General features: G+C 70.4%; 23 protein-coding genes. 8 read left to right on the top strand and 15 right to left on the bottom strand.

The window, feature by feature from the left end; all coding sequences use genetic code 11:
• Positions 1 to 90: 90 nt before the first annotated feature.
• Positions 91 to 276, top strand: a complete 186-nt coding sequence (locus ACYSUO_RS33710) for a hypothetical protein (RefSeq protein ID WP_461780022.1) — start codon at positions 91 to 93, stop codon at positions 274 to 276.
• Positions 277 to 346: 70 nt separating this feature from the next.
• On the opposite strand, the gene ACYSUO_RS33705 is transcribed toward ACYSUO_RS33710, so the two are convergent.
• Both ACYSUO_RS33705 and ACYSUO_RS33700 read right to left on the bottom strand, forming a co-directional pair.
• Positions 347 to 1,639, bottom strand: a complete 1,293-nt coding sequence (locus ACYSUO_RS33705; protein WP_461780021.1) for a GNAT family N-acetyltransferase — start codon at positions 1,637 to 1,639, stop codon at positions 347 to 349.
• 113 nt (positions 1,640 to 1,752) lie between these two features.
• Positions 1,753 to 2,316 carry an RsiG family protein gene (locus tag ACYSUO_RS33700; RefSeq protein ID WP_461780070.1) on the bottom strand — a complete coding sequence of 188 codons (564 nt, stop codon included), beginning with the start codon at positions 2,314 to 2,316 and terminating at the stop codon, positions 1,753 to 1,755.
• Between the two features lie 263 nt (positions 2,317 to 2,579).
• On the opposite strand from ACYSUO_RS33700, the gene dtd reads away from it, so the two are divergent.
• Positions 2,580 to 3,005, top strand: a complete 426-nt coding sequence (dtd, locus tag ACYSUO_RS33695; RefSeq protein WP_266712508.1) for a D-aminoacyl-tRNA deacylase — start codon at positions 2,580 to 2,582, stop codon at positions 3,003 to 3,005.
• Positions 3,006 to 3,017: 12 nt separating this feature from the next.
• Here dtd and ygfZ read toward each other — a convergent pair whose 3' ends face one another.
• The 11 genes from ygfZ to ACYSUO_RS33640 all read right to left on the bottom strand — a co-directional run bounded on the left by ygfZ (position 3,018) and on the right by ACYSUO_RS33640 (position 10,303).
• Positions 3,018 to 3,998 (bottom strand): CAF17-like 4Fe-4S cluster assembly/insertion protein YgfZ, encoded by a 981-nt coding sequence (ygfZ, locus tag ACYSUO_RS33690; RefSeq protein ID WP_461780020.1) that lies wholly within the window; start codon positions 3,996 to 3,998, stop codon positions 3,018 to 3,020.
• Between the two features lie 57 nt (positions 3,999 to 4,055).
• The gene (locus ACYSUO_RS33685; protein WP_461780019.1) at positions 4,056 to 4,520 is read right to left on the bottom strand and encodes a Fur family transcriptional regulator; all 465 of its coding nucleotides are present in this window, start codon (positions 4,518 to 4,520) and stop codon (positions 4,056 to 4,058) included.
• Positions 4,521 to 4,536: 16 nt separating this feature from the next.
• Positions 4,537 to 5,130, bottom strand: coding sequence for a heme-binding beta-barrel domain-containing protein (locus ACYSUO_RS33680; protein ID WP_461780018.1), 594 nt, complete (start codon positions 5,128 to 5,130; stop codon positions 4,537 to 4,539).
• A 255-nt stretch (positions 5,131 to 5,385) separates the two neighbouring features.
• Entirely contained in the window at positions 5,386 to 5,646 is a 261-nt protein-coding gene (locus ACYSUO_RS33675) for a DUF3099 domain-containing protein (RefSeq protein ID WP_461780017.1), read from the bottom strand.
• A 111-nt stretch (positions 5,647 to 5,757) separates the two neighbouring features.
• Positions 5,758 to 6,045: a DUF1416 domain-containing protein gene (locus ACYSUO_RS33670; RefSeq protein ID WP_266712503.1), complete on the bottom strand. Its 288-nt coding sequence runs from the start codon at positions 6,043 to 6,045 to the stop codon at positions 5,758 to 5,760.
• Positions 6,046 to 6,077: 32 nt separating this feature from the next.
• Complete coding sequence (locus ACYSUO_RS33665; protein ID WP_461780016.1) at positions 6,078 to 6,923, bottom strand: sulfurtransferase; 846 nt, start codon at positions 6,921 to 6,923, stop codon at positions 6,078 to 6,080.
• 116 nt (positions 6,924 to 7,039) lie between these two features.
• Positions 7,040 to 7,120 (bottom strand): putative leader peptide, encoded by an 81-nt coding sequence (locus ACYSUO_RS33660; RefSeq protein WP_350962106.1) that lies wholly within the window; start codon positions 7,118 to 7,120, stop codon positions 7,040 to 7,042.
• Between the two features lie 212 nt (positions 7,121 to 7,332).
• The gene (locus tag ACYSUO_RS33655) at positions 7,333 to 8,067 is read right to left on the bottom strand and encodes an LmeA family phospholipid-binding protein (RefSeq protein WP_461780015.1); all 735 of its coding nucleotides are present in this window, start codon (positions 8,065 to 8,067) and stop codon (positions 7,333 to 7,335) included.
• Between the two features lie 35 nt (positions 8,068 to 8,102).
• On the bottom strand, positions 8,103 to 9,158 hold the full coding sequence (locus ACYSUO_RS33650; protein ID WP_461780014.1) for a hypothetical protein: 1,056 nt from the start codon (positions 9,156 to 9,158) through the stop codon (positions 8,103 to 8,105).
• 7 nt (positions 9,159 to 9,165) lie between these two features.
• Positions 9,166 to 9,420 carry a MoaD/ThiS family protein gene (locus tag ACYSUO_RS33645; protein ID WP_266712497.1) on the bottom strand — a complete coding sequence of 85 codons (255 nt, stop codon included), beginning with the start codon at positions 9,418 to 9,420 and terminating at the stop codon, positions 9,166 to 9,168.
• Between the two features lie 55 nt (positions 9,421 to 9,475).
• Positions 9,476 to 10,303, bottom strand: coding sequence for an alpha/beta hydrolase (locus ACYSUO_RS33640; RefSeq protein WP_461780013.1), 828 nt, complete (start codon positions 10,301 to 10,303; stop codon positions 9,476 to 9,478).
• Positions 10,304 to 10,549: 246 nt separating this feature from the next.
• On the opposite strand from ACYSUO_RS33640, the gene ACYSUO_RS33635 reads away from it, so the two are divergent.
• The 5 genes from ACYSUO_RS33635 to ACYSUO_RS33615 all read left to right on the top strand — a co-directional run bounded on the left by ACYSUO_RS33635 (position 10,550) and on the right by ACYSUO_RS33615 (position 15,838).
• The gene (locus ACYSUO_RS33635) at positions 10,550 to 11,389 is read left to right on the top strand and encodes a winged helix-turn-helix domain-containing protein (protein ID WP_461780012.1); all 840 of its coding nucleotides are present in this window, start codon (positions 10,550 to 10,552) and stop codon (positions 11,387 to 11,389) included.
• Between the two features lie 53 nt (positions 11,390 to 11,442).
• A complete protein-coding gene (locus ACYSUO_RS33630) occupies positions 11,443 to 12,465 on the top strand; it encodes a LacI family DNA-binding transcriptional regulator (RefSeq protein WP_461780011.1) in 1,023 nt (340 codons plus the stop codon).
• Between the two features lie 99 nt (positions 12,466 to 12,564).
• Positions 12,565 to 13,611 carry a S1C family serine protease gene (locus tag ACYSUO_RS33625; protein ID WP_461780010.1) on the top strand — a complete coding sequence of 349 codons (1,047 nt, stop codon included), beginning with the start codon at positions 12,565 to 12,567 and terminating at the stop codon, positions 13,609 to 13,611.
• 77 nt (positions 13,612 to 13,688) lie between these two features.
• The gene (locus ACYSUO_RS33620; RefSeq protein ID WP_461780009.1) at positions 13,689 to 14,420 is read left to right on the top strand and encodes a response regulator transcription factor; all 732 of its coding nucleotides are present in this window, start codon (positions 13,689 to 13,691) and stop codon (positions 14,418 to 14,420) included.
• The gene (locus ACYSUO_RS33615) at positions 14,417 to 15,838 is read left to right on the top strand and encodes a HAMP domain-containing sensor histidine kinase (RefSeq protein ID WP_461780008.1); all 1,422 of its coding nucleotides are present in this window, start codon (positions 14,417 to 14,419) and stop codon (positions 15,836 to 15,838) included. Before ACYSUO_RS33620 ends, ACYSUO_RS33615 begins: the two co-directional genes overlap by 4 nt.
• A 19-nt stretch (positions 15,839 to 15,857) precedes the next feature.
• On the opposite strand, the gene ACYSUO_RS33610 is transcribed toward ACYSUO_RS33615, so the two are convergent.
• Positions 15,858 to 17,051 (bottom strand): LmeA family phospholipid-binding protein, encoded by a 1,194-nt coding sequence (locus tag ACYSUO_RS33610; protein WP_461780007.1) that lies wholly within the window; start codon positions 17,049 to 17,051, stop codon positions 15,858 to 15,860.
• Between the two features lie 106 nt (positions 17,052 to 17,157).
• Positions 17,158 to 18,966 carry a bifunctional metallophosphatase/5'-nucleotidase gene (locus ACYSUO_RS33605; protein ID WP_461780006.1) on the bottom strand — a complete coding sequence of 603 codons (1,809 nt, stop codon included), beginning with the start codon at positions 18,964 to 18,966 and terminating at the stop codon, positions 17,158 to 17,160.
• 269 nt (positions 18,967 to 19,235) lie between these two features.
• Between ACYSUO_RS33605 and mshD the strand changes: the two genes are divergently transcribed.
• Positions 19,236 to 20,171 (top strand): mycothiol synthase, encoded by a 936-nt coding sequence (gene mshD, locus ACYSUO_RS33600; protein WP_461780005.1) that lies wholly within the window; start codon positions 19,236 to 19,238, stop codon positions 20,169 to 20,171.
• Positions 20,172 to 20,229 lie beyond the last annotated feature (58 nt).

Here is a 20,229-nt window from a genome sequence, read left to right as displayed (position 1 = left end):
CCTTTGAGTTGGTGACCAACTTCCCGGACATGGTCGGGGGACCTGAAGTTGGTCACCACGAGGACCTCAGGTCCTGAAGGAGGTAGGACAATGCCGCTCTTCGCCATCGTCATCGCCGCACTCGCCATCGGATTCGAGCAACTCATCCAGTGGAAGTACGGGCCGATGGGCATCATCGCCTTCATCGTTCTGTCCATCGGCCTCAAGGCCAAGAACACCGTGATCAGCGGCATCGGGGCCGCCATCCTCGTGATGCTGCTCGCCCAGAGCGGCTGACCGGGCTCCCTTCCGGAGGGGAGCCGGGAGCCCGGTCGGTCAGTACGTCGTACGTGAGTGGGGCCGCGACTCAGAACACGTCGGGGCACCACGGCCGCCGCGAGGTCCGCAGCAGGGCGCCGAACCCGGCGGCCGCGCCCTCCTCGTGCTCCACGATCCGCCCCAGGGCGGCGAGCCGCACCGCGGACTCGCCGCCCAACCACATGGCTCCCAACTCGCGTACTTCGACCGTGAGTTGGGGGGAGGCGGCGTCCGGCGAACAGACCGCTCCGCCGGACGCCGCCGTCAACGTGAACCGCCCGCCCGCGAGCCCCGCGGGGTCGAGCACCTCGAACGCGATCTCCCCGCTGGTGTCGTACGAGCGCGCCTCCATGGCCCGTACGACGTCCAGGATCCGCACCCACAGGAAGTCGGCCTGCTGCGTCACGCGGGCCGCGCGCGGGTCCGGGAGAAGGTCGGGCAGCAGGTCGTCCGGGGCGCGGTGCCCGCTCTCCACGACGGTGACCCAGTCGACCGAGCAGACGAAGTGCCACAGGGCCCGCTCGGCGGCCGGGGTGAGAGCGAGCAGGTCCTGCACCTTCGCCGTGCACGTCGGCTGTACGTGGTCGTTGAACCGGGCCTCCGTGCGGTACGCGACCAGGCCCTCCACCTCGCCGCGCGCGTTGCGGTACACCGCGTAGAACGGCTCCGTCCACGGGTCCTCCGGGGTCGGCCACAGGCCGGTGTTGTACTGCCACCACTGCTCGCCGCGCGAGACGAGACCGGCGACCCGGCCGCGCAGCTTCGTGTGCAGCTCCGGGCCCACCTTGCGGATCTCCTCGGCGTCGGACAGGTCCACCCGGCCGCCGTCGCCGGGGCCCGACCAGCGGGCGTCGACGCCGGACCGCACCACGTCGATCTCCCAGGTCGTGGTGGTGGTCGCGGGGCCGAAGCCGAAGCGGCCGTAGATCGGGTACTCGGCGGCGATCAGCGTGGCCGCGACGTCGCCGCGCTCCTTCGCCTCGGCGAGGTCGGCCGCCATCATGCGGCTGAGCAGGCCGCGGCGGCGGTGCGTGGGGCTGACGGTGACGTTGGTGATCGCGTCCGTGGGGACGGTGGCGCCGCCCGGGACGGTGAGCTCCTGCGCGAAGGAGCGGAAGGTGGCGACCTGGCGGGTGCCGCCGCCTCCGGCGGGGGCGAAGGCGGCGCGGGTGCGGGGGAGGTCGAAGTGGGCGCGGCGCTTGGCGACCGTCTGGGGTGAGGCGGTCGGGGGGCGGAGGAAGCCGGTGTTGAGGGTGCGGCACCATTCGGGCAGCTCGTCCTCGGTGACGGCCCGGACGTCTATCGCTTCGCGGTCATCAGGGGTGGCGGCACGGTTACTCATGAGCTCACGCTAGGCGGGGCCCGGCGTGCGTGTCGCCCGGATTCTTCCCACGTCACGGGGCTCCGCCCCGGCCCCCGCGGGCTCTCGTCCAAAGAGCGGGCTTGATGTGCCCCTCAGTCGCCGGTGAAGCCCGTCGAACCGGTCAGGAGGTCGTCCACCTGGGCCTCGCCTGCCCGGTAGCGGCGGGCGATTTCCGCGCTGCAGTCGTCCGCCGTGCGCTGGAGTTGGTGGCGGCGGCGCGAGACCAGCTGCTCGTAGCGGACGAGGCGGCCCATCGCGGCGAGCAGCTCGTCGTCCGTGCGGGCCGCCAGGTCGGAGAGCTCGACCTCGGCCAGCATCTCCTGGGCGAGGCGCCGGGACTCCTCGCTGTGCGGCGTGCCGAGCGTGACGTGCCGGGCCGACGAGCGCTGCCGCGTCGGCTGGTCCCGCAGGATCTCCGAGAGCCGGTCCACGACCGGCGACTCGGGGTCCTTCCGCCGGCCCAACTCGGCCCGCAGGATGTCGATCCGGCCCTGGAGCAGGCGTCGTACGTAGCTCAGGTCCGCCTCGTTCTGCTGGGAGTCGCGGCGCAGCGTACGCAGCTCCGGCAGGCGCAGGGCCGCCAGGTCCACGGCGGGCGCGGCGGGCAGTTCCGGGCTGTCGGTCCGCTGGGCCGGCGGGCGGGTCAGCGGGGCCATCCGTTCCCTGTGCGTCAGCGATACGGGCTGCCCGGGCAGCCCCGTACTCGTTGTGTGGCTCATGGCATGGGTATCCATGGTCTGCTTACCGTCCCCTCGACCGGACCGCGCCGCACGCCACCGACGCACCGCGTGTCAGCATGGTGCCACTCCCAGTGCCCACTTCGGGCCCGAGTGCCCCAGATCCGCCCCGGATGGGGGGTTGGGGAGTATGCCAAACCCCTTGGGGAGAAGGAAAAAACGGCGCACGGCATGATGGCCGTATGCGAGCAGTGGTGCAGAGGGTGGACGGCGCGAGCGTCGTCGTGGACGACGAGACGGTCGGCGAGATCAAGGGCGAGGGCCTGTGCGTCCTCGTCGGGGTCACGCACGAGGACACCAAGGAGAAGGCGGCCCAACTGGCCCGCAAACTCTGGTCGGTGCGGATGCTGGCGGACGAGAAGTCGTGCAGCGACATCGACGCGCCGCTCCTCGTGATCAGCCAGTTCACGCTGTACGGAGACGCCCGCAAGGGCCGCCGCCCCACCTGGAACGCCGCCGCGCCGGGCCCCGTCGCCGAGCCGCTGGTCGACGAGGTCGTGGCGCAGTTGCGGGCGCTCGGCGCGACCGTGGCGACGGGCCGGTTCGGGGCACAGATGCGGGTGTCCCTGACGAACGACGGCCCGTTCACGGTGCTGCTGGAGATGTGATTCCTCAGCAGATCAGGGTTCTACGACGATCTCCTGCGCCGCCGCCGTGGCCTCCGCGAGGAGCTCCGCGTCGGCCGGCACGTTCCGCTTGATGACCGCGAGCGCGATGGGGCCGAGCTCGTGGTGGCGTACGGACGTCGTCACGACACCGATCTTGCGGCCCTCGGGGCCGTCCGCGGCGAGCCGCACCTCGGCGCCGTGCGGCGGCAGGTGCACCTCGCTGCCGTCCAGGTGCAGGAAGACGAGCCGCCGCGGCGGCTTGCCCAGGTTGTGCACGCGGGCGACGGTCTCCTGCCCCCGGTAGCAGCCCTTCTGCAGATGCACGGCCGAGCCGATCCAGCCCAGCTCGTGCGGAATGGTGCGGTGGTCCGTCTCGAAGCCGAAGCGCGGACGGTGCTGCTCGACGCGCAGCGCCTCGTAGGCGAGCAGCCCGACCGCCGGGCCGTTCTCGCTCGCGTACGACTCCAGGTCGGCGCGCGGCAGGAACAGATCGCGGCCGTGCGGCGTCTCGCGCACGACCACCCCGTCCGGCACCGGCGCGATCGACCCGGCCGGGAGGTGCACGACGGCGAACTCGTCGGTCCGGTCGGCGGTCTCGACCCGGTAGAAGAACTTCATGGACTCCAGGTACGCGAGGAGGGACTCCTGCGTGCCCGGTTCCACGTGCGCCCACGTCGTCGTGCCGTCGTCGACGAGGTACAGGGCGTGCTCGATGTGTCCGTTGGCGGAGAGGATCAGCGCCTCGGTGGCCAGGCCCGGCTCCAGCTGCTCCACATGCTGGGTGAGCAGCAGGTGCAGCCAGCTCAGCCGGTCCGCGCCGGTGACCGTGATCACGCCGCGGTGCGACAGGTCGACGACGCCCGTCCCGTCGGCGAGGGCGCGCTGCTCGCGGAACAGGTCGCCATAGTGCGCGGCGACGCCTTCGTCCACGCCCTCGGCAGGGACGGCGCCGGGCAGGGCCAGCAGGGGGCTGCTCGTTGAATGTCGCTGCATGTTCACACACACTACGACGAGTGGGCGGACGCGCTTATTCCTGCGCCCGCCCATTGTCTATTCCTGCGTCCGCGCCTTGTCCTTGGCGTCCTTGGCGTTCTTGGCGCAGTTCTCGCAGCGCCCGAAGATCGCGAAGTGCTTGAGGTCGGTGTCGAAACCGAACTCCTCGCGCAGCTTGGCGGTGAACTCCGCCGCGACGTCCACATCCGCCTCGATCACGTTCGTACAGTCCCGGCAGACCATGTGGATGTGGTGGTGCCGGTCGGCGAGGTGGTAGGTGGGCGCGCCGTGCCCGAGATGGGCGTGCGAGACGAGCCCGAGCTCCTCCAGGAGCTCGAGGGTCCGGTAGACCGTGGAAATGTTGACCCCCGACGCCGTCTTGCGCACTTCGCACAAGATGTCGTCGGGGGTCGCGTGCTCCAGGGTGTCCACGGCTTCCAGGACAAGCTGGCGCTGCGGCGTCAGCCGGTAGCCGCGCTGCCGCAGATCGCTCTTCCAGTCGATGCCTTCGGTGCTCACCACACCGACGAGTCTAGAACTACTTGAAGAACGCGATGCCGTCGTCCGGCATGTCCGGGAGGTTGCGCGCCATGTCGGCGACCTCCTCCGGGGAGACGACCTTCTTGAGCTGGGCCGACATGTAGGGGCGCAGCGGAACCTCGGGGGTCTGCTTCTCGCCGACCCACATGAGGTCGCTCTTCACGTAGCCGTAGAGGCGCTTGCCGCCGCTGTACGGGCCGGAGGCCGCCGTGCGGGCCACCGCGTCCGTGGCGATGTCGATCTGCGGCTTCTTGTCGGCGAGCTCGCCGTACCAGACCTCGACGACGCCGTCGTCGCGGACCATGACGACCTCGACCTGACTGGGGCGGCCCTTGTCACCCTCGGCGGCGGAGATCCGCCAGAAGCCGGACTCGGACTCCAAGGGCTTCACCTTGTTGCCCTCGGCGTCCAGGATCCAGGAGTGCGAGTGGTACTCCAGGAAGTCCCGCCCGTCGTGGGTGAAGGAGACCTCCTGACCGAAGTTGGCCTTCTCGGCGCCCGGGAAGTCGGTGACGCCGGCGCCCGCCCAGTCGCCCAGGAGGAAGGCGAGGGGGACGAGGTCGGGGTGCAGGTCGGACGGGATCTGGATCATGAGCGGTTCAGACGTCTCTCAGTGGGGGGTCAGCGCTGGCCCTGGTACAGCTTCTTCACGGTCAGACCCGCGAAGGCGACGACGCCGACGCAGACCAGGACGAGAAGGGTGGAGAAGAAGGCCTCAAGCACGGGATTGCTCCTCGGTGAGCGGAACGTATGCGGATAACAGAGCCGGTCCCCACTGTAGTCGTCCGGGCACCGGCGCTCTCGGCGAGGTCGGTCACAGCGGGTGCCGCCCGGGTGTCCTCGGGTGTCACTGGTGACGCTTCTTGCCGTCCAGTTCGTCCCACCACTCGTCGGACTTCGGATCGCCGGAGGGATCGTCCCACCAGCGGTCGTCGGGCCCCCGCCGGTTGGCGACGATGGCCGCGAAGGGCGGGATGACCATGGCGACGACGCACATGGCGACGGCCGCGGGCACCGACCAGATCCGTACGACGCCCCAGGCCAGGACGAACAGGGCGATGCATACGCCCATCATGGCGAAGTAGGCGTGCTTGCGCCGCGCGTACATACCCTCAGCGTAAGCCCCTGCGAGCCCCGGACACATGCCGAAGGACCGCACCCGTACCAGTGGCGTCCAACCCAGGCGGGGTGCGGCCCTTCAGCCGTTGCGAGTGATCGCTCAGACGGCGATCGCGACCTCGGCGAGGCCGCCGGTCTGGGCGACGACCGTACGGTCGGCCTGGCCGCCGGGGACCAGGGCGCGCAGCGTCCACGTGCCCTCGGCCGCGTAGAAGCGGAACTGGCCCGTGGCCGAGGTGGGGACCTCGGCGGTGAACTCGCCGGTCGAGTCCAGCAGGCGCACGTAACCGGTGACGGGCTCGCCGTCCTTGGTCACCTGGCCCTGGATGGTGGTCTCACCGGGCTTGATCGTCGAGGCGTCGGGGCCGCCGGCCTTCGCTCCGCACATGTTGCTCTCCTAGGAAGTAAAGGTCGCTTGGGTTACTTGTTGGCGCCGAGCTCGATCGGCACGCCGACGAGGGAGCCGTACTCGGTCCACGAGCCGTCGTAGTTCTTGACGTTCTCCTGGCCGAGCAGCTCGTGCAGCACGAACCAGGTGAGCGCGGAGCGCTCACCGATGCGGCAGTAGGCGATGGAGTCCTTCGACAGGTCGACCTGCTCGTCGGCGTAGAGCGCCTTGAGCTCGTCGTCCGACTTGAACGTGCCGTCGTCGTTGGCGTTCTTCGACCACGGGATGTTGCGCGCGGACGGGACGTGGCCCGGACGCTGCGACTGCTCCTGCGGGAGGTGGGCCGGGGCGAGCAGCTTGCCGGAGAACTCGTCGGGCGAACGCACGTCGACGAGGTTCTGGTTGCCGATCGCGTTGACGACGTCGTCGCGGAAGGCGCGGATCGACGTGTCCTGCGGCTTGGCCTTGTACTGCGTGGCCGGACGGTTCGGGACCTGCGCGCCGTCGACCAGGTCGCGGGAGTCGAGCTCCCACTTCTTGCGGCCGCCGTCGAGGAGCTTCACGTCCTGGTGGCCGTAGAGCTTGAAGTACCAGTACGCGTAGGAGGCGAACCAGTTGTTGTTGCCGCCGTAGAGGACGACGGTCGTGTCGTTGCCGATGCCCTTCTTCGACAGCAGCTCCTCGAAGCCGGCCTGGTCGATGAAGTCACGGCGGACCGGGTCCTGGAGGTCCTTGGTCCAGTCGATCCGGATCGCGTTCTTGATGTGGTTCTTGTCGTACGCGGACGTGTCCTCGTCGACCTCGACGATGGCCACGCTGTCGTTGTCGAGGTTGGCCTCGACCCAGTCGGCGTCTACCAGGACGTCGCTGCGGCTCATGCTGATTCCTCCGGGGCAGTTGCGGGGGTATGCGAAAGGGGTGTGCGTGGCTGCACGGGGACCCCGAGACGTAGGCCTCAAGGGGTCCGGGGGAAGCGGGAGTTGATCCGTCCCGCTCAGACGGCGCGACAGAGCATGGCGGCGACGCGGCACAGGTCTACTGCCCGCCGCTTCGTGAGATCCGCCTGTCGCTTCATGGGTCCGATCGTAAGGACGTACCGGCGGCCGTGTCACCGGCGTGTCGGATGATGAGACGAGATCGTCCGGAATATGAGAACGATCGCGATCCGGGACGGCATTCGCCCCGCCGCCGCACCGCCGGACGCCCGGCGACATCTACTCTGCGGACGCCGTTGTCTCGCAGTTCGGACCGGCGCTGTCCCCGGCCCGTTTCGGCATCTCCCCGGGCCTACCCGACCAGGTCGAGGTCCGAACCCTTCACGGTGATCTCGATGCCCTTGTCGACGGCCTGCACCCGGTCGAGCTTGATGCCGGCCGGCAGGTCGTCGAGCGCCTGCTGGAAGTCGATGACGCCTCGGATCGGGCCCTCCGCCAGCCGGAACGCGCTCACGTCCGGCAGGCTGTCGGCGTGCGCGGAGACCTTGCCGCCGTCGACGTCGATCGTGCTGCGCACCGTGGGCCGCACCGTGCCGAGCGGGGTCTTGATCGCGACCGTGACCTTGGCCTTGTGGTCACCGGCGTACGAGAGCCCGTCGATCCACGCGGTGACGCCGGGGGCGACCTGCGCCGGGCCCTCCTTCTTCACGGCCTTGAGGAGCTCGGTGTAGTCGATACGGGCGGTGCCGGTGGCCGAGTCGGCGGTGGCGGAGCTGTAGCTGCTGTTGAACTTCACGCCGTGCATCTCGGCCTTGAGGTCCGCGATACGGATGCCGGCGTCGCTCTTGCCGCTCTTCGCCTCGAAGTCCTGGATGCCGAGTTCGACGTCGTCCAGGGTGCCGCCCGCGACCTGCGTCAGGAACGGGAAGCCGTTGATCGACACGTCGGGGGTCTGCCCGAGCCCCTCGCTCGTGCGGATCTTGTCGGCGGCCTTGCTCTCGGCGAAGTGGACCGCGATGCGGTCGGCCGCGACGAAGAGGCCGCCGATGACGACGACAAATATGAGCAGTATTCGCAGTGCGCGCATGGCCCGGAGGGTACGCGAACCGCGCCGGACGACCGCTAGCCCAGGGCGCGGCCCAGCAACCACACCGCCGGTGCGGCAGCGGCCAGCGGAAGCGCCACACCCGCCGTCATGTGCACGAAGCGCGACGGGTAGTCGTACGACGCGACCCGATGGCCGATGACGGCGCAGGCGCCCGCGCCGAGGCCGAGGAAGGCACCGCCCGACCCCAGGTCCGTCATACCGCCGGCGGCGATCCCCGCACCGGTGGCCGCGAGCAGCGCGACGACGACGGACACGACAGTCGGCAGCGGCAGCGCGCGGGCCAGGATCGCGACCGCCACGGCCACACCGCCGACCGTCACCGCGTCGGGCTCGGCCGCCAGATGTCCGGTCGCCACGATCGCGAGCGCCGCCGAGGCGACCGTCGCCATCAGGCCGTACATCCGCTCGTCGGGGTCGGCGTGCGAACGGAGTTGGAGGACCAGGGTGAGCAGCACCCAGACGCCGAGCGTGCCGAGGATCGCGGCGGGGCCGTTGTCGCGGCCGGCCACGAGCAGCGCGATGTCCGCGACGACACCGCCCATGAAGGCGAGCGCGATGCCCTGGCGGGCGGGCCACATCCCGTTGAGCCGGAACCACCCCGCGGCGGTGACCGCCTGCAGCAACACCAACGGCACGAGAAGCGCGTACGACCCGATGGCGGCACCACCGGCGAGCAACAGCGCAAGCACGGCGGTGAGCGCGGCGGGCTGCAGCCCGGGCTCGATGATGGGCGACCGGCCCTCAGCGCGGGCGCGCTGGGCGGCGGTGGCCGCTTCAAGCCCCGCACTGGGACGAGAGCCCGCGGGGTCCGGGGCAGAGCCCCGCGCGGTGGGCGCCTCCGGCACCTGCGGGGCAGGCCCCGTCTCAGGCCCCTGCGGCACAGCCTCGTACGACCACTGCTGCTGAGGCGGCAGCCCCTCGTACCCCTGCGGCTGCACCTGGGTGTCCCACGTACTGCCCTCCCACTGCTGCGTGGCCTCGGCCTGGTACTGCTGCGGCTGCCCGTACGCGTCGTACTGCGTCCCGTACTGAGGGTCGTACTGGTACGGGTACTGCTGGTTGTTGCTCATCGGGGTGTCATCCTCCTGCGAACGGCGGGAGCACCTCGACCGTGCCGCCCTCGGCAAGCCGTACCGTCTCATGGCCGCGGGTCCCGACCGGATCCCCGTCGACCAGGAACGAGGAGCGCTGGAGGACCCGGACGAGATCGCCGGGGTGCCGCGTGCGCACCGTGTCCAGCGCCGCCGCCAGGGTCTCGGCCTCGTACGGCTCCTCGGCGACGCCGGCGGCGGCCTTGGCCGCCGCCCAGAAGCGGATCGTGCCCTGCGCCATCCCGACTCCTCCCGGTCCCGCTCTGCTCTCTCGGTACTGCTCTGTGTGCGGCGTCCTATTGTGCGGCAAGCTTCGCCGCGACCCACGCCCCGATCCGCTCGATCAGCTCGTCGCTCGCCGCGTTCTCCGCGTGGCCCATCCCCGCTTCGAGCCACAGCTCCGCGCCACCGTCGGCCGCCGCACCCATCAGCATCCGGGGGTGGTCGACGGGAAAGTACGGGTCGCGGTCGCCGTGCACCACGAGCAGCGGGGTCGGCGCGAGCAGCGGGACCGCCTCGACCGGGGAGAGCGGGACCGGGTCCCAGTCGTACGGGTGGATCCGTGTGCGCAGCCCGTAGCGGCTGACCAGGCGCCCCGCGGGCCGGGTCACCGCCCAGTGCACCCGCCGCATCGGGGCCGTGCCGCGGTAGAACCACCGGGCGGGGGCGCTCACCGCGACGACCCCGTCAACGTGCGCTTCCGTGCGCCCCCTGTGCAGCGCGGCCTGCCGAAGCACCACGGAGCCGCCCATGGAGAAGCCGACCGTCACCACGCGCGCGTGGCCGAGCGAGCGCGCCCATTCGACCGCCGCCGCGAGATCGAGCACTTCCTTGTCGCCGACCGTGGACAGCCCGCCGGACCGTCCGTGCCCCCTGAACGAGAACGTGACCACGGCCGCACGCTGCGCGAACACCCCTGCCGCGCGGCGCACATGGGGCCGTTCCAGATCTCCGGTGAAGCCGTGCGCGAGCACGATCGCCGGGGCCTCGGGGCCGCCCGGACCGGGCTCGTAGGAGGCGTCGATGGCGACTCCGTCGCGTGTCCGGAGCATCACGCGCTGTCTCCGTTCAGTGATGGGCCACACAGAAGATCCACGCTTGTCACCTGCCGGACCCCAACTCATGTGGGCTATTCTGCTGGGAAGAGGACTCGGGCAATGCAGCCCCCGGGTCCTTTTGTGCTTTCAGGGGCGTTGTATACGACGCCCCGAAAACACTGGCAAAACAGCAGGTCAGACCCCAGGGCGCGGGGTCTCCTGCCAGTACGAAGCAGTGCCGCAAACGTCCTCGTAGGGACCCGAGGAGGAACCAGACGTTATGGGCGAGCGAACCGTGCACGAACGTATGACGACCCAGGCAGGTGGGCGGCGATGAGTTCTCTGCTGCTCCTTACGAATGCCCTTCAGCCGTCGACGGAGGTGCTCCCCGCTCTCGGCCTGCTCCTGCACAACGTGCGAGTGGCTCCGGCGGAGGGCCCCGCACTCGTCGACACCCCAGGTGCCGATGTCATCCTCATCGACGGCCGCCGGGACCTCCCGCAGGTCCGCAGCCTCTGTCAGCTGCTCCGCTCGACGGGGCCCGGCTGTCCGCTGGTGCTCGTCGTGACGGAGGGCGGCCTCGCGGCCGTCACCGCGGACTGGGGCATCGACGACGTACTCCTGGACACCGCGGGACCCGCGGAGGTCGAGGCCAGGCTCCGGCTCGCGATGGGCCGGCAGCAGATCGTCACCGACGACTCCCCGATGGAGATCCGCAACGGTGATCTGTCGGTGGACGAGGCGACCTACAGCGCGAAGCTCAAGGGCCGGGTCCTCGACCTGACCTTCAAGGAGTTCGAGCTCCTGAAGTACCTGGCGCAGCACCCCGGCCGCGTGTTCACGCGCGCCCAGCTGCTCCAAGAGGTCTGGGGCTACGACTACTTCGGCGGCACCCGGACCGTGGACGTCCACGTGCGAAGGCTGCGGGCCAAGCTCGGGCCCGAGCACGAGTCGCTCATCGGCACCGTACGCAACGTGGGCTACCGCTTCGTCACTCCGGAGAAGCCGGAGAAGAAGGCGGAGAAGAACGCCGAGGCGCGGGCCGAGAAGCAGGCGGAACAGCAGGCCGAGCAGCGGGCCGCGGCCTCGAACAAGGCGGATACCGCAGAAAACACGGACAAGGTTCCGTCCCCCGTGGACGGAGTGGGCCGCCCGGCCCCCGTGCGCCGTTAGCGGAGGGGCTCACGCCCTGCCCAGAGGGTGGTCCATCCGCGTAGACTCCGCGCGTGGCCAAGGTGACTCGGGACGATGTGGCGCGACTGGCGGGTACTTCGACCGCCGTCGTGTCCTACGTGATCAACAACGGACCCCGGCCGGTCGCCCCGGCCACGCGCGAGCGGGTGCTCGCCGCGATCAAGGAGCTGGGGTACCGGCCCGACCGGGTCGCCCAGGCCATGGCCTCGCGGCGGACCGACCTCATAGGCATGATCGTGCCGGACGCGCGCCAGCCGTTCTTCGCGGAGATGACGCACGCCGTCGAACAGGCGGCGGCGGAGCGCGGAAAAATGGTCCTGGTCGGCAACTCGGACTACACGCCCGACCGTGAGGTCCACTATGTGCGCGCGTTCCTCGGCATGCGGGTCTCAGGACTGATCCTCGTCTCGCACGGTTTCAACGACCTGGCGGCGAACGAAATCGAGGCCTGGGACGCCCGCGTCGTGCTGCTGCACGAGCGGCCCGAGGCGATCGACGACGTCGCGGTCGTCACCGACGACGTCGGCGGCGCCCAGCTCGCCACCCGGCACCTCCTGGAGCACGGCCACGAGTACGTCGCCTGCCTGGGCGGCACCGCGGACACCCCCTCCGTCGGCGACCCGGTCTCCGACCACGTCGAGGGCTGGCGCCGCGCCATGAAGGAGGCGGGTCGGTCCATCGACGGCCGGCTCTTCGAGGCGCCGTACAACCGCTACGACGCCTACAAGGTGGCGCTCGACCTGCTGGCCGGGCCCGACCGGCCGCCCGCGATCTTCTGCTCCACGGACGACCAGGCCATCGGTGTGCTGCGGGCCGCGCGCGAGCTGCGCCTCGACGTGCCGGGCGAGCTGGCGGTGGCCGGGTTCGACGACGTGAAGGAGGCGGGGCTCACCGATCCGCCGCTGACCACCGTCGCCTCGGACCGGCCCGCGATGGCGCGCGCCGCCGTGGACCTAGTCCTGGACGACTCGCTGCGGGTGGCCGGGTCGCGGCGCGAGCGGCTGAAGCTGTTCCCCTCGCGGCTGGTCGTCCGGCAGTCCTGCGGCTGCCCGTAGGCTCCACCGACCCGTCTTTACTTCGGGCAAACAGGGTTCTGCTGGGACTCTCAGGACGTACTCAGCCGGCTCTCATGTACGCGCCACAGGCTTGGTGCCATGACCGAGACCTACCGCCGAAGCGGCGATGACTCCCAGGCCTATCCTCCGCAGCCCCCGTACCTGCCGGGCGTGGTGCTCTCCGAGCAGACGCACGAGCAGCCGCGCCACGAGCACGAGCAGCAGGCGCAGCACGAACAGCCGCAGCACGGCAGCCCGAAGAAGAAGCGGCTGCGCGGACCGGCCGGGCTCATCACGGCGGTGGCGATCGCGGCGGCGGCCGTCGGCGGCGGCACCGCGTACGGCTTCCAGGAACTCACCGGCTCCAACACGGCCTCGTCCTCCACCAGCACCACGGTGGTGCCCAGCAGCAAGAAGGGCACCGTGTCCGGCGTCGCGGAGGCGGTCAGCCCGTCGATCGTCGAGATCAACGCGACGCTCGGCTCCGGCTCCTCGACCGGCTCCGGCGTGATCATCACGAGCGACGGCGAGATCGTCACCAACAACCACGTCGTGTCCGGCGCCTCCTCCGTCAAGGTCTCGACGAGCGAAGGCAAGACGTACACGGCGGAGGTCGTCGGCACCGACGCGAAGAAGGACCTCGCGCTCATCAAGCTGAAGAACGCCTCGGGCCTCAAGGCCGCGACGCTCGGCGACTCCGAGGGCGTCAAGGTCGGCGACGACGTCGTCGCGATCGGCTCACCCGAGGGCCTGACCGGCACCGTGACCAGCGGCATCGTCTCCGCGCTCGCCCGTGACGTCACCGTCTCCACCGACGAGGGACAGCAGCAGCAACAGCAGGGCGGCGGGAGCGGCCAGTGGCCGTTCGAGTACGGCGGCCAGGAGTTCAACGGCGACACCGGCTCGTCCAAGACGACGTACAAGGCCATTCAGACGGACGCGTCGCTCAACCCCGGCAACTCCGGTGGCGCGCTCATCGACATGAACGGCAACATCGTCGGCATCAACTCGGCGATGTACTCGTCCTCTTCGGACTCCTCCACATCGTCATCCAGCAACGGCAGCGTGGGCCTCGGCTTCGCCATCCCCATCAACACGGTCAAGGCCGACCTGGACACGCTGCGAGCCGGCGGCGCCGACAGCTGACGCCACATCCCGGGTGGCCGTGCGAGGCTGAGAAGCGCCGACCACCCACCCGTACCCACCGACAGGAAACCCTGACCATGAGCCCCGCCGAAGGCGAACCGCACCGCATCCTCATCGTCGACGACGAGCCCGCGGTACTGGAGGCGCTCCAGCGCTCCCTCGCCTTCGAGGGCTACGCCACCGAGGTCGCGGTCGACGGCGCCGACGCCCTGGAGAAGGTCGCCGCGTACCGCCCCGACCTGGTGGTCCTCGACATCCAGATGCCCCGCATGGACGGCCTGACCGCCGCCCGCCGGATGCGCGCCACCGGATCCACCACCCCGATCCTCATGCTCACCGCCCGTGACACGGTCGGCGACCGCGTCACGGGCCTCGACGCGGGCGCCGACGACTACCTGGTCAAGCCGTTCGAGCTCGACGAACTGTTCGCCCGGGTACGGGCCCTGCTGCGCCGCAGCTCGTACGCGTCCGCGTCCGACGACGGCGGCGACGACTCCGACGCCCTCACCTTCGCCGACCTGCGCATGGACCTGACGACCCGCGAGGTCACGCGCGGCGGGCGCGCGGTCGAGCTGACCCGCACCGAGTACACGCTCCTGGAGATGTTCCTGGCCCACCCGCGCCAGGTCCTCACCCGCGAGCAGATCCTCAAGGCAGTCTGGGGCTTCGACTTCGAGCCGTCCTCCAACTCCCTGGACGTGTACGTGATGTACCTGCGGCGCAAGACCGAGGCAGGCGGCGAACCGCGCCTCGTGCACACGGTGCGGGGTGTGGGATACGTGCTGCGATCGGACGGGACCGGCGAGTGAACAAGGTCGTACGGCGGCTGACGTCCCTGCCGCTGCGGTCGCGGATCGCGCTGCTCGTCGCGGTGGCGGTGGCTGCCGCGGTGGCCGCGGTGGCGGTGACGTGTTGGTTCATCACGCGCGGCCAGCTGTACTCGCAGCTGGACAAGGACCTGCGGCACCAGATCAGCACGGTCAGCAAGGGCCAGGTGTCCGCGATCGCCACCACCTGCAACAACGACGCCAGGCTGCGCGGCCTGCCGGGCCCGACGGTTCAGGTCGTCTACAGCGACGGCCGCGTCTGCACCTCGCCGGACGACACCGAGATCCCCGTGCAGTCCTCCGACCTGGCCGTGGCGTCCGGCAGCCAGGACAACGCGCTGCACACCACGGACGACGCGGAAGGGCAGGCCATGCGCGTCCTGACCGTCCCGGTCGTCGACACCGACAACAACCAGCGGATCGGCGACGTCGCGGTCTCCATCGCGAGCCCCCTCGACGAGGTCACCAAGCCCCTCACCACCCTCGCCTGGGTCCTCCTCCTCGTCGGCGGCATCGGCGTACTCGGCTCCACCGCCGCCGGGCTGTGGATCGCCCGCACCGGGCTGCGGCCCGTCGACCAGCTCACCGAGACCGTCGAGCACGTGGCCAGGACCGAGGACCTCACGGTCCGGATCCCGGTCGAGGGGGACGACGAGATCGCACGGCTCGCGGCCTCGTTCAACGCGATGAACGCCTCGCTGGCAAGCTCCCGCGAGCTCCAGCAGCAGCTCATCGCCGACGCGGGTCACGAGCTGCGGACGCCACTGACCTCGATGCGTACCAACATCGAACTGCTCACCCGGATCGAGGAGACGGGCCGCACCATCCCGGCGGAGGACCGCAAGGCGCTGATGGCCTCGCTGAAGGCGCAGATGACGGAGCTGGCCGCGCTCATCGGCGACCTTCAGGAGCTGTCGCGTACGGGACTGACCGGGGCGGAGGGGCCGCTGAAGGTGGTCTCGCTGCACGACACCGTGCGCAGCGCCATCGAGCGCGCCCGGCTGCGCGGCCCCGAGCTGGTCTTCGACGCGGAGCTGGCCCCCTGGTACGTACGGTCCGAGCCGGCGGCGCTGGAGCGGGCGGTCGTGAACCTGCTGGACAACGCCGTGAAGTTCAGCCCGGTAAACGGCCGCGTCGAGGTCCGCCTGATGCGCGGCACGCTCACCGTGCGGGACCACGGCCCCGGCATCCCGGACGATGAACTCCCGTACGTCTTCGACCGGTTCTGGCGCTCGCCGACCGCGCGCGCCCTGCCGGGTTCGGGGCTCGGCCTGTCGATCGTGGCGCGTACGGTCGAGGCCAGCGGCGGCCATGTCGCGCTCTCGGCGGCGGACGGCGGCGGCACGATCGCCACGCTGGTCCTGCCGGGAGCGCCGACGCCGCCGCCGGAGATTCCGTAGCGGACCCGAGTCCTGTCGGTCACTTGCCGACGGAGAGCCCGCCGCCCGACAGGTCGACCCGGATCCCTTCCTTCTCCACGGTCACGTCCTGCAACCGCACGTATCCGTCGTCGCCCGGCAGCTTCGGCAGCCGGAAGGCGAGGGAGAGGCGGTCGGCCAGTTCGGGCCGGGTGAGGCGGGTGAGGCCGTCGAGCAGCGCCGGGTCGAGGCCGAGCTTCTTCAGGATCGCGGGGTGGGCGAGCGCGATGTCGATCAGGTTCGTGCCCATCAGCTGCTTCACGAAGCGCGGCGTCCCCGTCAGCTCGCGCAGCTTCGCGTCGCTGTTCAGCGCCTGCTGCACCGCGCTGTCCGGCACTCCGAGACGCTTGACCACCGCGGGGACGGCGAGCAACTGCCGCGCCTTGTCGGCCTGCTTGGTGAGCTTGTCCACGGAGGAGCGCGTGAGGTGCAGGCCCTCGGAGGAGCGGGTGCCGGGGCGGTAGGTGGCGAGGTCGCCGATGGCGAGGCTCATGTTGTCGATGTCGGTGGAGATCCCGGACGCGCCGAGCCGCTGGATGTTCGCGTCCGCCCGCACCTTCACGTCGTGCCCGGCGACGGGCAGGGTGCCGCGCGCGAGCACCTTGTTCTTCCCGTGCCCGCTGAACGTGACCTGGGACGAGCCCAGTTCCCTGTTCAGGTCGGCGAAGCTGAGCAGCACCTCGCCCTGGATCGCGTCGGCGTAGGCGCCACTGATGTCGGTGGGGCCCGAGCCCTTGATGCGTACGTTGTGCGCGGTCGCGGAGACCTTGGCGAGGGTGACGCGGTCGGCGGCGACGTCGGGGACGGTCACCTTCAGCTCGTGGATGCGGCGGTCGGCGAGCTGCGTGAGGAACGGGAAGCCGCCGATCTCCACCTCGGGCGCGGCCGTCAACTTCATTTGCTTCTTGATCTGTTGCGCCGCCTTGTTCTCGGCGTAGAGCACCGCCCAGCGGTCGGCCAGGGCGAGGAATCCGCACAGGACAAGAATCGCGATCACGCCCTTGAGCGCGAAGGAGAGCCCGGCCAGACGGCTGCGGCGCCTGCGCCGGCCGCCTCGCCTGTGGTCGGGTGGAACCGAATCCTCCGCCCCGCCATCAAACCAGTCGTCGAACGCTGCGTGCTCGTCCGCTGCGCGCTCGTCATATATGTAGTCGTCGGCTATGGGGTCGTCGGCCATGCGGTGGGGGGTACGCATCGGCCGATTCCATCACACACCCCCACCAATCGCACAAACATCCTTCACAAGGGTGGGGTGACCCACTGTTCAACCGTAGGCCACCCCAATGCAAGCTTTGTTTCGGCTACTTGACGATCGTGATGCGGTCCGCCTTCGGCGGCGCGATCGGGTTCGAGGCCGTCGAGTTGGCGGTCAGATAGTCGTTGAACGCCTTCAGGTCATCGCTTCCGACCAGCGGGTTCTTCCCCGCCCCGAGCGCCGCGAAGCCGTCGCCGCCGCCCGCGAGGAAGGAGTTCATCGCGACGCGGTAGGTGGCGGCCGGGTCGATGGCCGCCCCGTTCAGCCTGATCGAGTCGGTGACGACCCGGTCGGCCCCCGCCTTGGTCATGTCGAGCGTGTACGCGAGTCCCGCCGAGGGCTGAAGGATCTTCGGCGAGGCCGCGTTCGCCCCGCTGACCTGCTGCTTGAGGGCGGTGACGAGCTGCTCTCCGGTCAGATCGACCAGATTGACGGTGTTGCTGAACGGCTGCACCGCGAAGCCCTCGCCGTACGTCACCACGCCGTCGCCCTCGCTCCCGCTCGCCTTGAACACCAGGTCGGAGCGGATCCCGCCCGGGTTCATCAGGGCCAGAGAGGCTTTGGGGTCAAGGGACTTGGCGTGCGCCAGCTGGGCGTCCGCGATGAGATCGCCGAGCGGTGCTTCGGGGTTGGTGGTGCCCCGGCCGGGAACATCGGCGGAGATGTAGCCGACGGGCTGGTTCGCGACCGGCGCGGCCAGCTTGTTCCACCGTCCGATCAGCGCCGTCATGTCGGCGGCCTTCGGCTGCGTCCGCGTGACGACGTGGTTCTCGGAGGTCGGCGACTTCACCGACGTACGGACGACGTCCTTGGTGGCACGGTCGTACGTCAGGGTCGTGTCCGTGTAGAGCTTCCCGTACGAGGACGCGGAAGTGACCATGCGCGGCTTGCCGGCCGGGTCCGGGATCGTGCACGCGTACGCGTTGTGGGTGTGCCCGGTGACCAGGGCGTCGACCTTCGACGTGACGCCCTTGGCGATGTCGACGATCGGGCCCGAGATGCCGCTGCCCGCGCCGCCCGTGTCGCAGTCGTAGTTGTACGAGGCCGAGGCCGGGGCGCCGCCCTCGTGGACCAGCGCGACGATCGACTTCACGCCCTGCTTGTCGAGGATCTTCGCGTACTTGTCGACGGTCTCGATCTCGTCGTGGAACTTCAGCCCCTTGACGCCCTCGGCCGACACGATGTCCGGCGTGCCTTCGAGGGTGACGCCGATGAAGCCGACCTTCACGCCCTTGTGCTTCCACACCCAGTAGGGGGCGAGGACCGGCTTGCCGGTCTTCTCGTCGGTGACGTTCGCGGCCAGGTAGGGGTAGTCGGCGCCTTCGAAGGTGCGGCCGTCCTCGTAACAGCCGTCCTTCGGATGACAGCCGCCCTTCTGCAGCCGCGCCAACTCCCCGGCGCCCTCGTCGAATTCATGATTGCCGACCGAGGTCACGTCCAGGTCCAGCTTGTTCATGGCCTCGACGGTCGGCTCGTCGTGGAACAGGCCCGACAGCAGCGGGCTGGCACCGATCAGGTCGCCCGCGGCGGCCGTGACGCTGTACGGGTGCCCTTGGCGGGCCTTGCGCAGAGAGCTCGCCAGATACTCGACGCCGCCCGCGTCGATCTTCTTGGTGGTGCCGTCGGCCTGTTCCTCGGTGACCTGCCCGGAGGACCCGGCGGGCGGCTCCAGGTTCCCGTGGAAATCATTGAAGGACAGCAGCTGTACGTCCTGGTACCGCCCAGCCGACGCGCCCTTCTGCGGCACCGCTCCGGCGGGCAGCGCGGCCATCAGCGCGCCCGCGGTGACGAGGGTGGCAGCACCCGCGAGGGCCGCACGCAGGCGGCGCCGGGGTCTCTTGGTGGTTATGTGCATGTGGGTCCCCCCTGGGGTGCGGTGCGACGACCGTTGATGTGGAGGCAGCCTAGAGTCAACGCGCGTAGCGCGACAGGGGGTTGGGGTGGTGGGCCAATCCAGCCCGGGTGAGCCAATCCAGCCCCGCCGGCGTTTGAGGCGCGGGGTCCGGGGCAGAGCCCCGCGGCGTAGGACCGGTGCCGCGCACCAGACCCCCGCCCCGGGCGGAGCCCACCCGCGGCACGACGGGCAACGGGGCGGGACCACACCCCCGGTCTACCCTCGTATCCATGACCACGGACCCCGCCCCCACCAGTGATCCGACCGCCTCGGGCCGCCGGATCGACACCCTGACCACCCTGTCCCCCGAGCAGTCCACCAAGGTGCTCGACCTGCTCACCGAGGCCGCCCGCACGGACGGCCAGCAGGCCGTGTCCGAGCAGGGCCGGCTGCAACTGCGGGGAGGGGAGCGGGAGGGCGTACGGCACCTGCTGCTCGGCGTCGGCGACGAGCTGGCCGGTTACGCGCAGCTGGAGGACACCGACCCCGTCGAGGCCCCGGCCGCCGAGCTGGTCGTGCACCCGGCGCACCGGGGGCACGGACACGGGCGGGCGCTCGGCGCCGCGCTGCTCGCCGCCTCCGGGAAGCGGCTGCGGGTGTGGGCGCACGGCGGGCACAGCGCGGCGCGGCATCTCGCGCAGGTGCTCGGCCTCACCCTGTTCCGCGAACTGCGCCAGATGCGGCGGCCGTTGAAGGACCTCGAACTCCCGGAGCCGGTCCTGCCGGCCGGGGTGCGGATCCGTACGTTCGTGCCCGGCCAGGACGACGCGGCGTGGCTCGCGGTGAACGCGGCGGCGTTCGCCCACCACCCCGAGCAGGGCTCCCTCACGCAGCGCGACCTGGACGACCGCAAGGCGGAGCCCTGGTTCGACCCGGCGGGCTTCTTCCTGGCCTTCCGCGGCGACGAGCTGGTCGGTTTCCACTGGACGAAGGTGCACGCGCAGGAGCAGCTCGGCGAGGTGTACGTCGTCGGGGTGGCGCCCGCGGGCCAGGGCGGCGGCCTCGGCAAGGCGCTGACGGCGACGGGCCTGCGCCACCTCGCGGCGGCCGGTCTCCCGACGGCGATGCTCTACGTCGACGCCGACAACAAGGCGGCGGTGAGCGTGTACGAGCGGCTCGGTTTCACTACGTACGAGACGGACCTGATGTACCGGACGGAGTCCTGACTCTCCGACATTTTCTGACACTTCCAAGCTCCTGACCTGGGGTTTTCCCGGCCGGACG

The sequence above is a fragment of the Streptomyces sp. UC4497 genome (genome assembly GCF_054871485.1).
The sequence above is the reverse complement of the archived record's forward strand: the minus strand, read 5'-3'. Positions and strand labels throughout refer to the sequence as shown.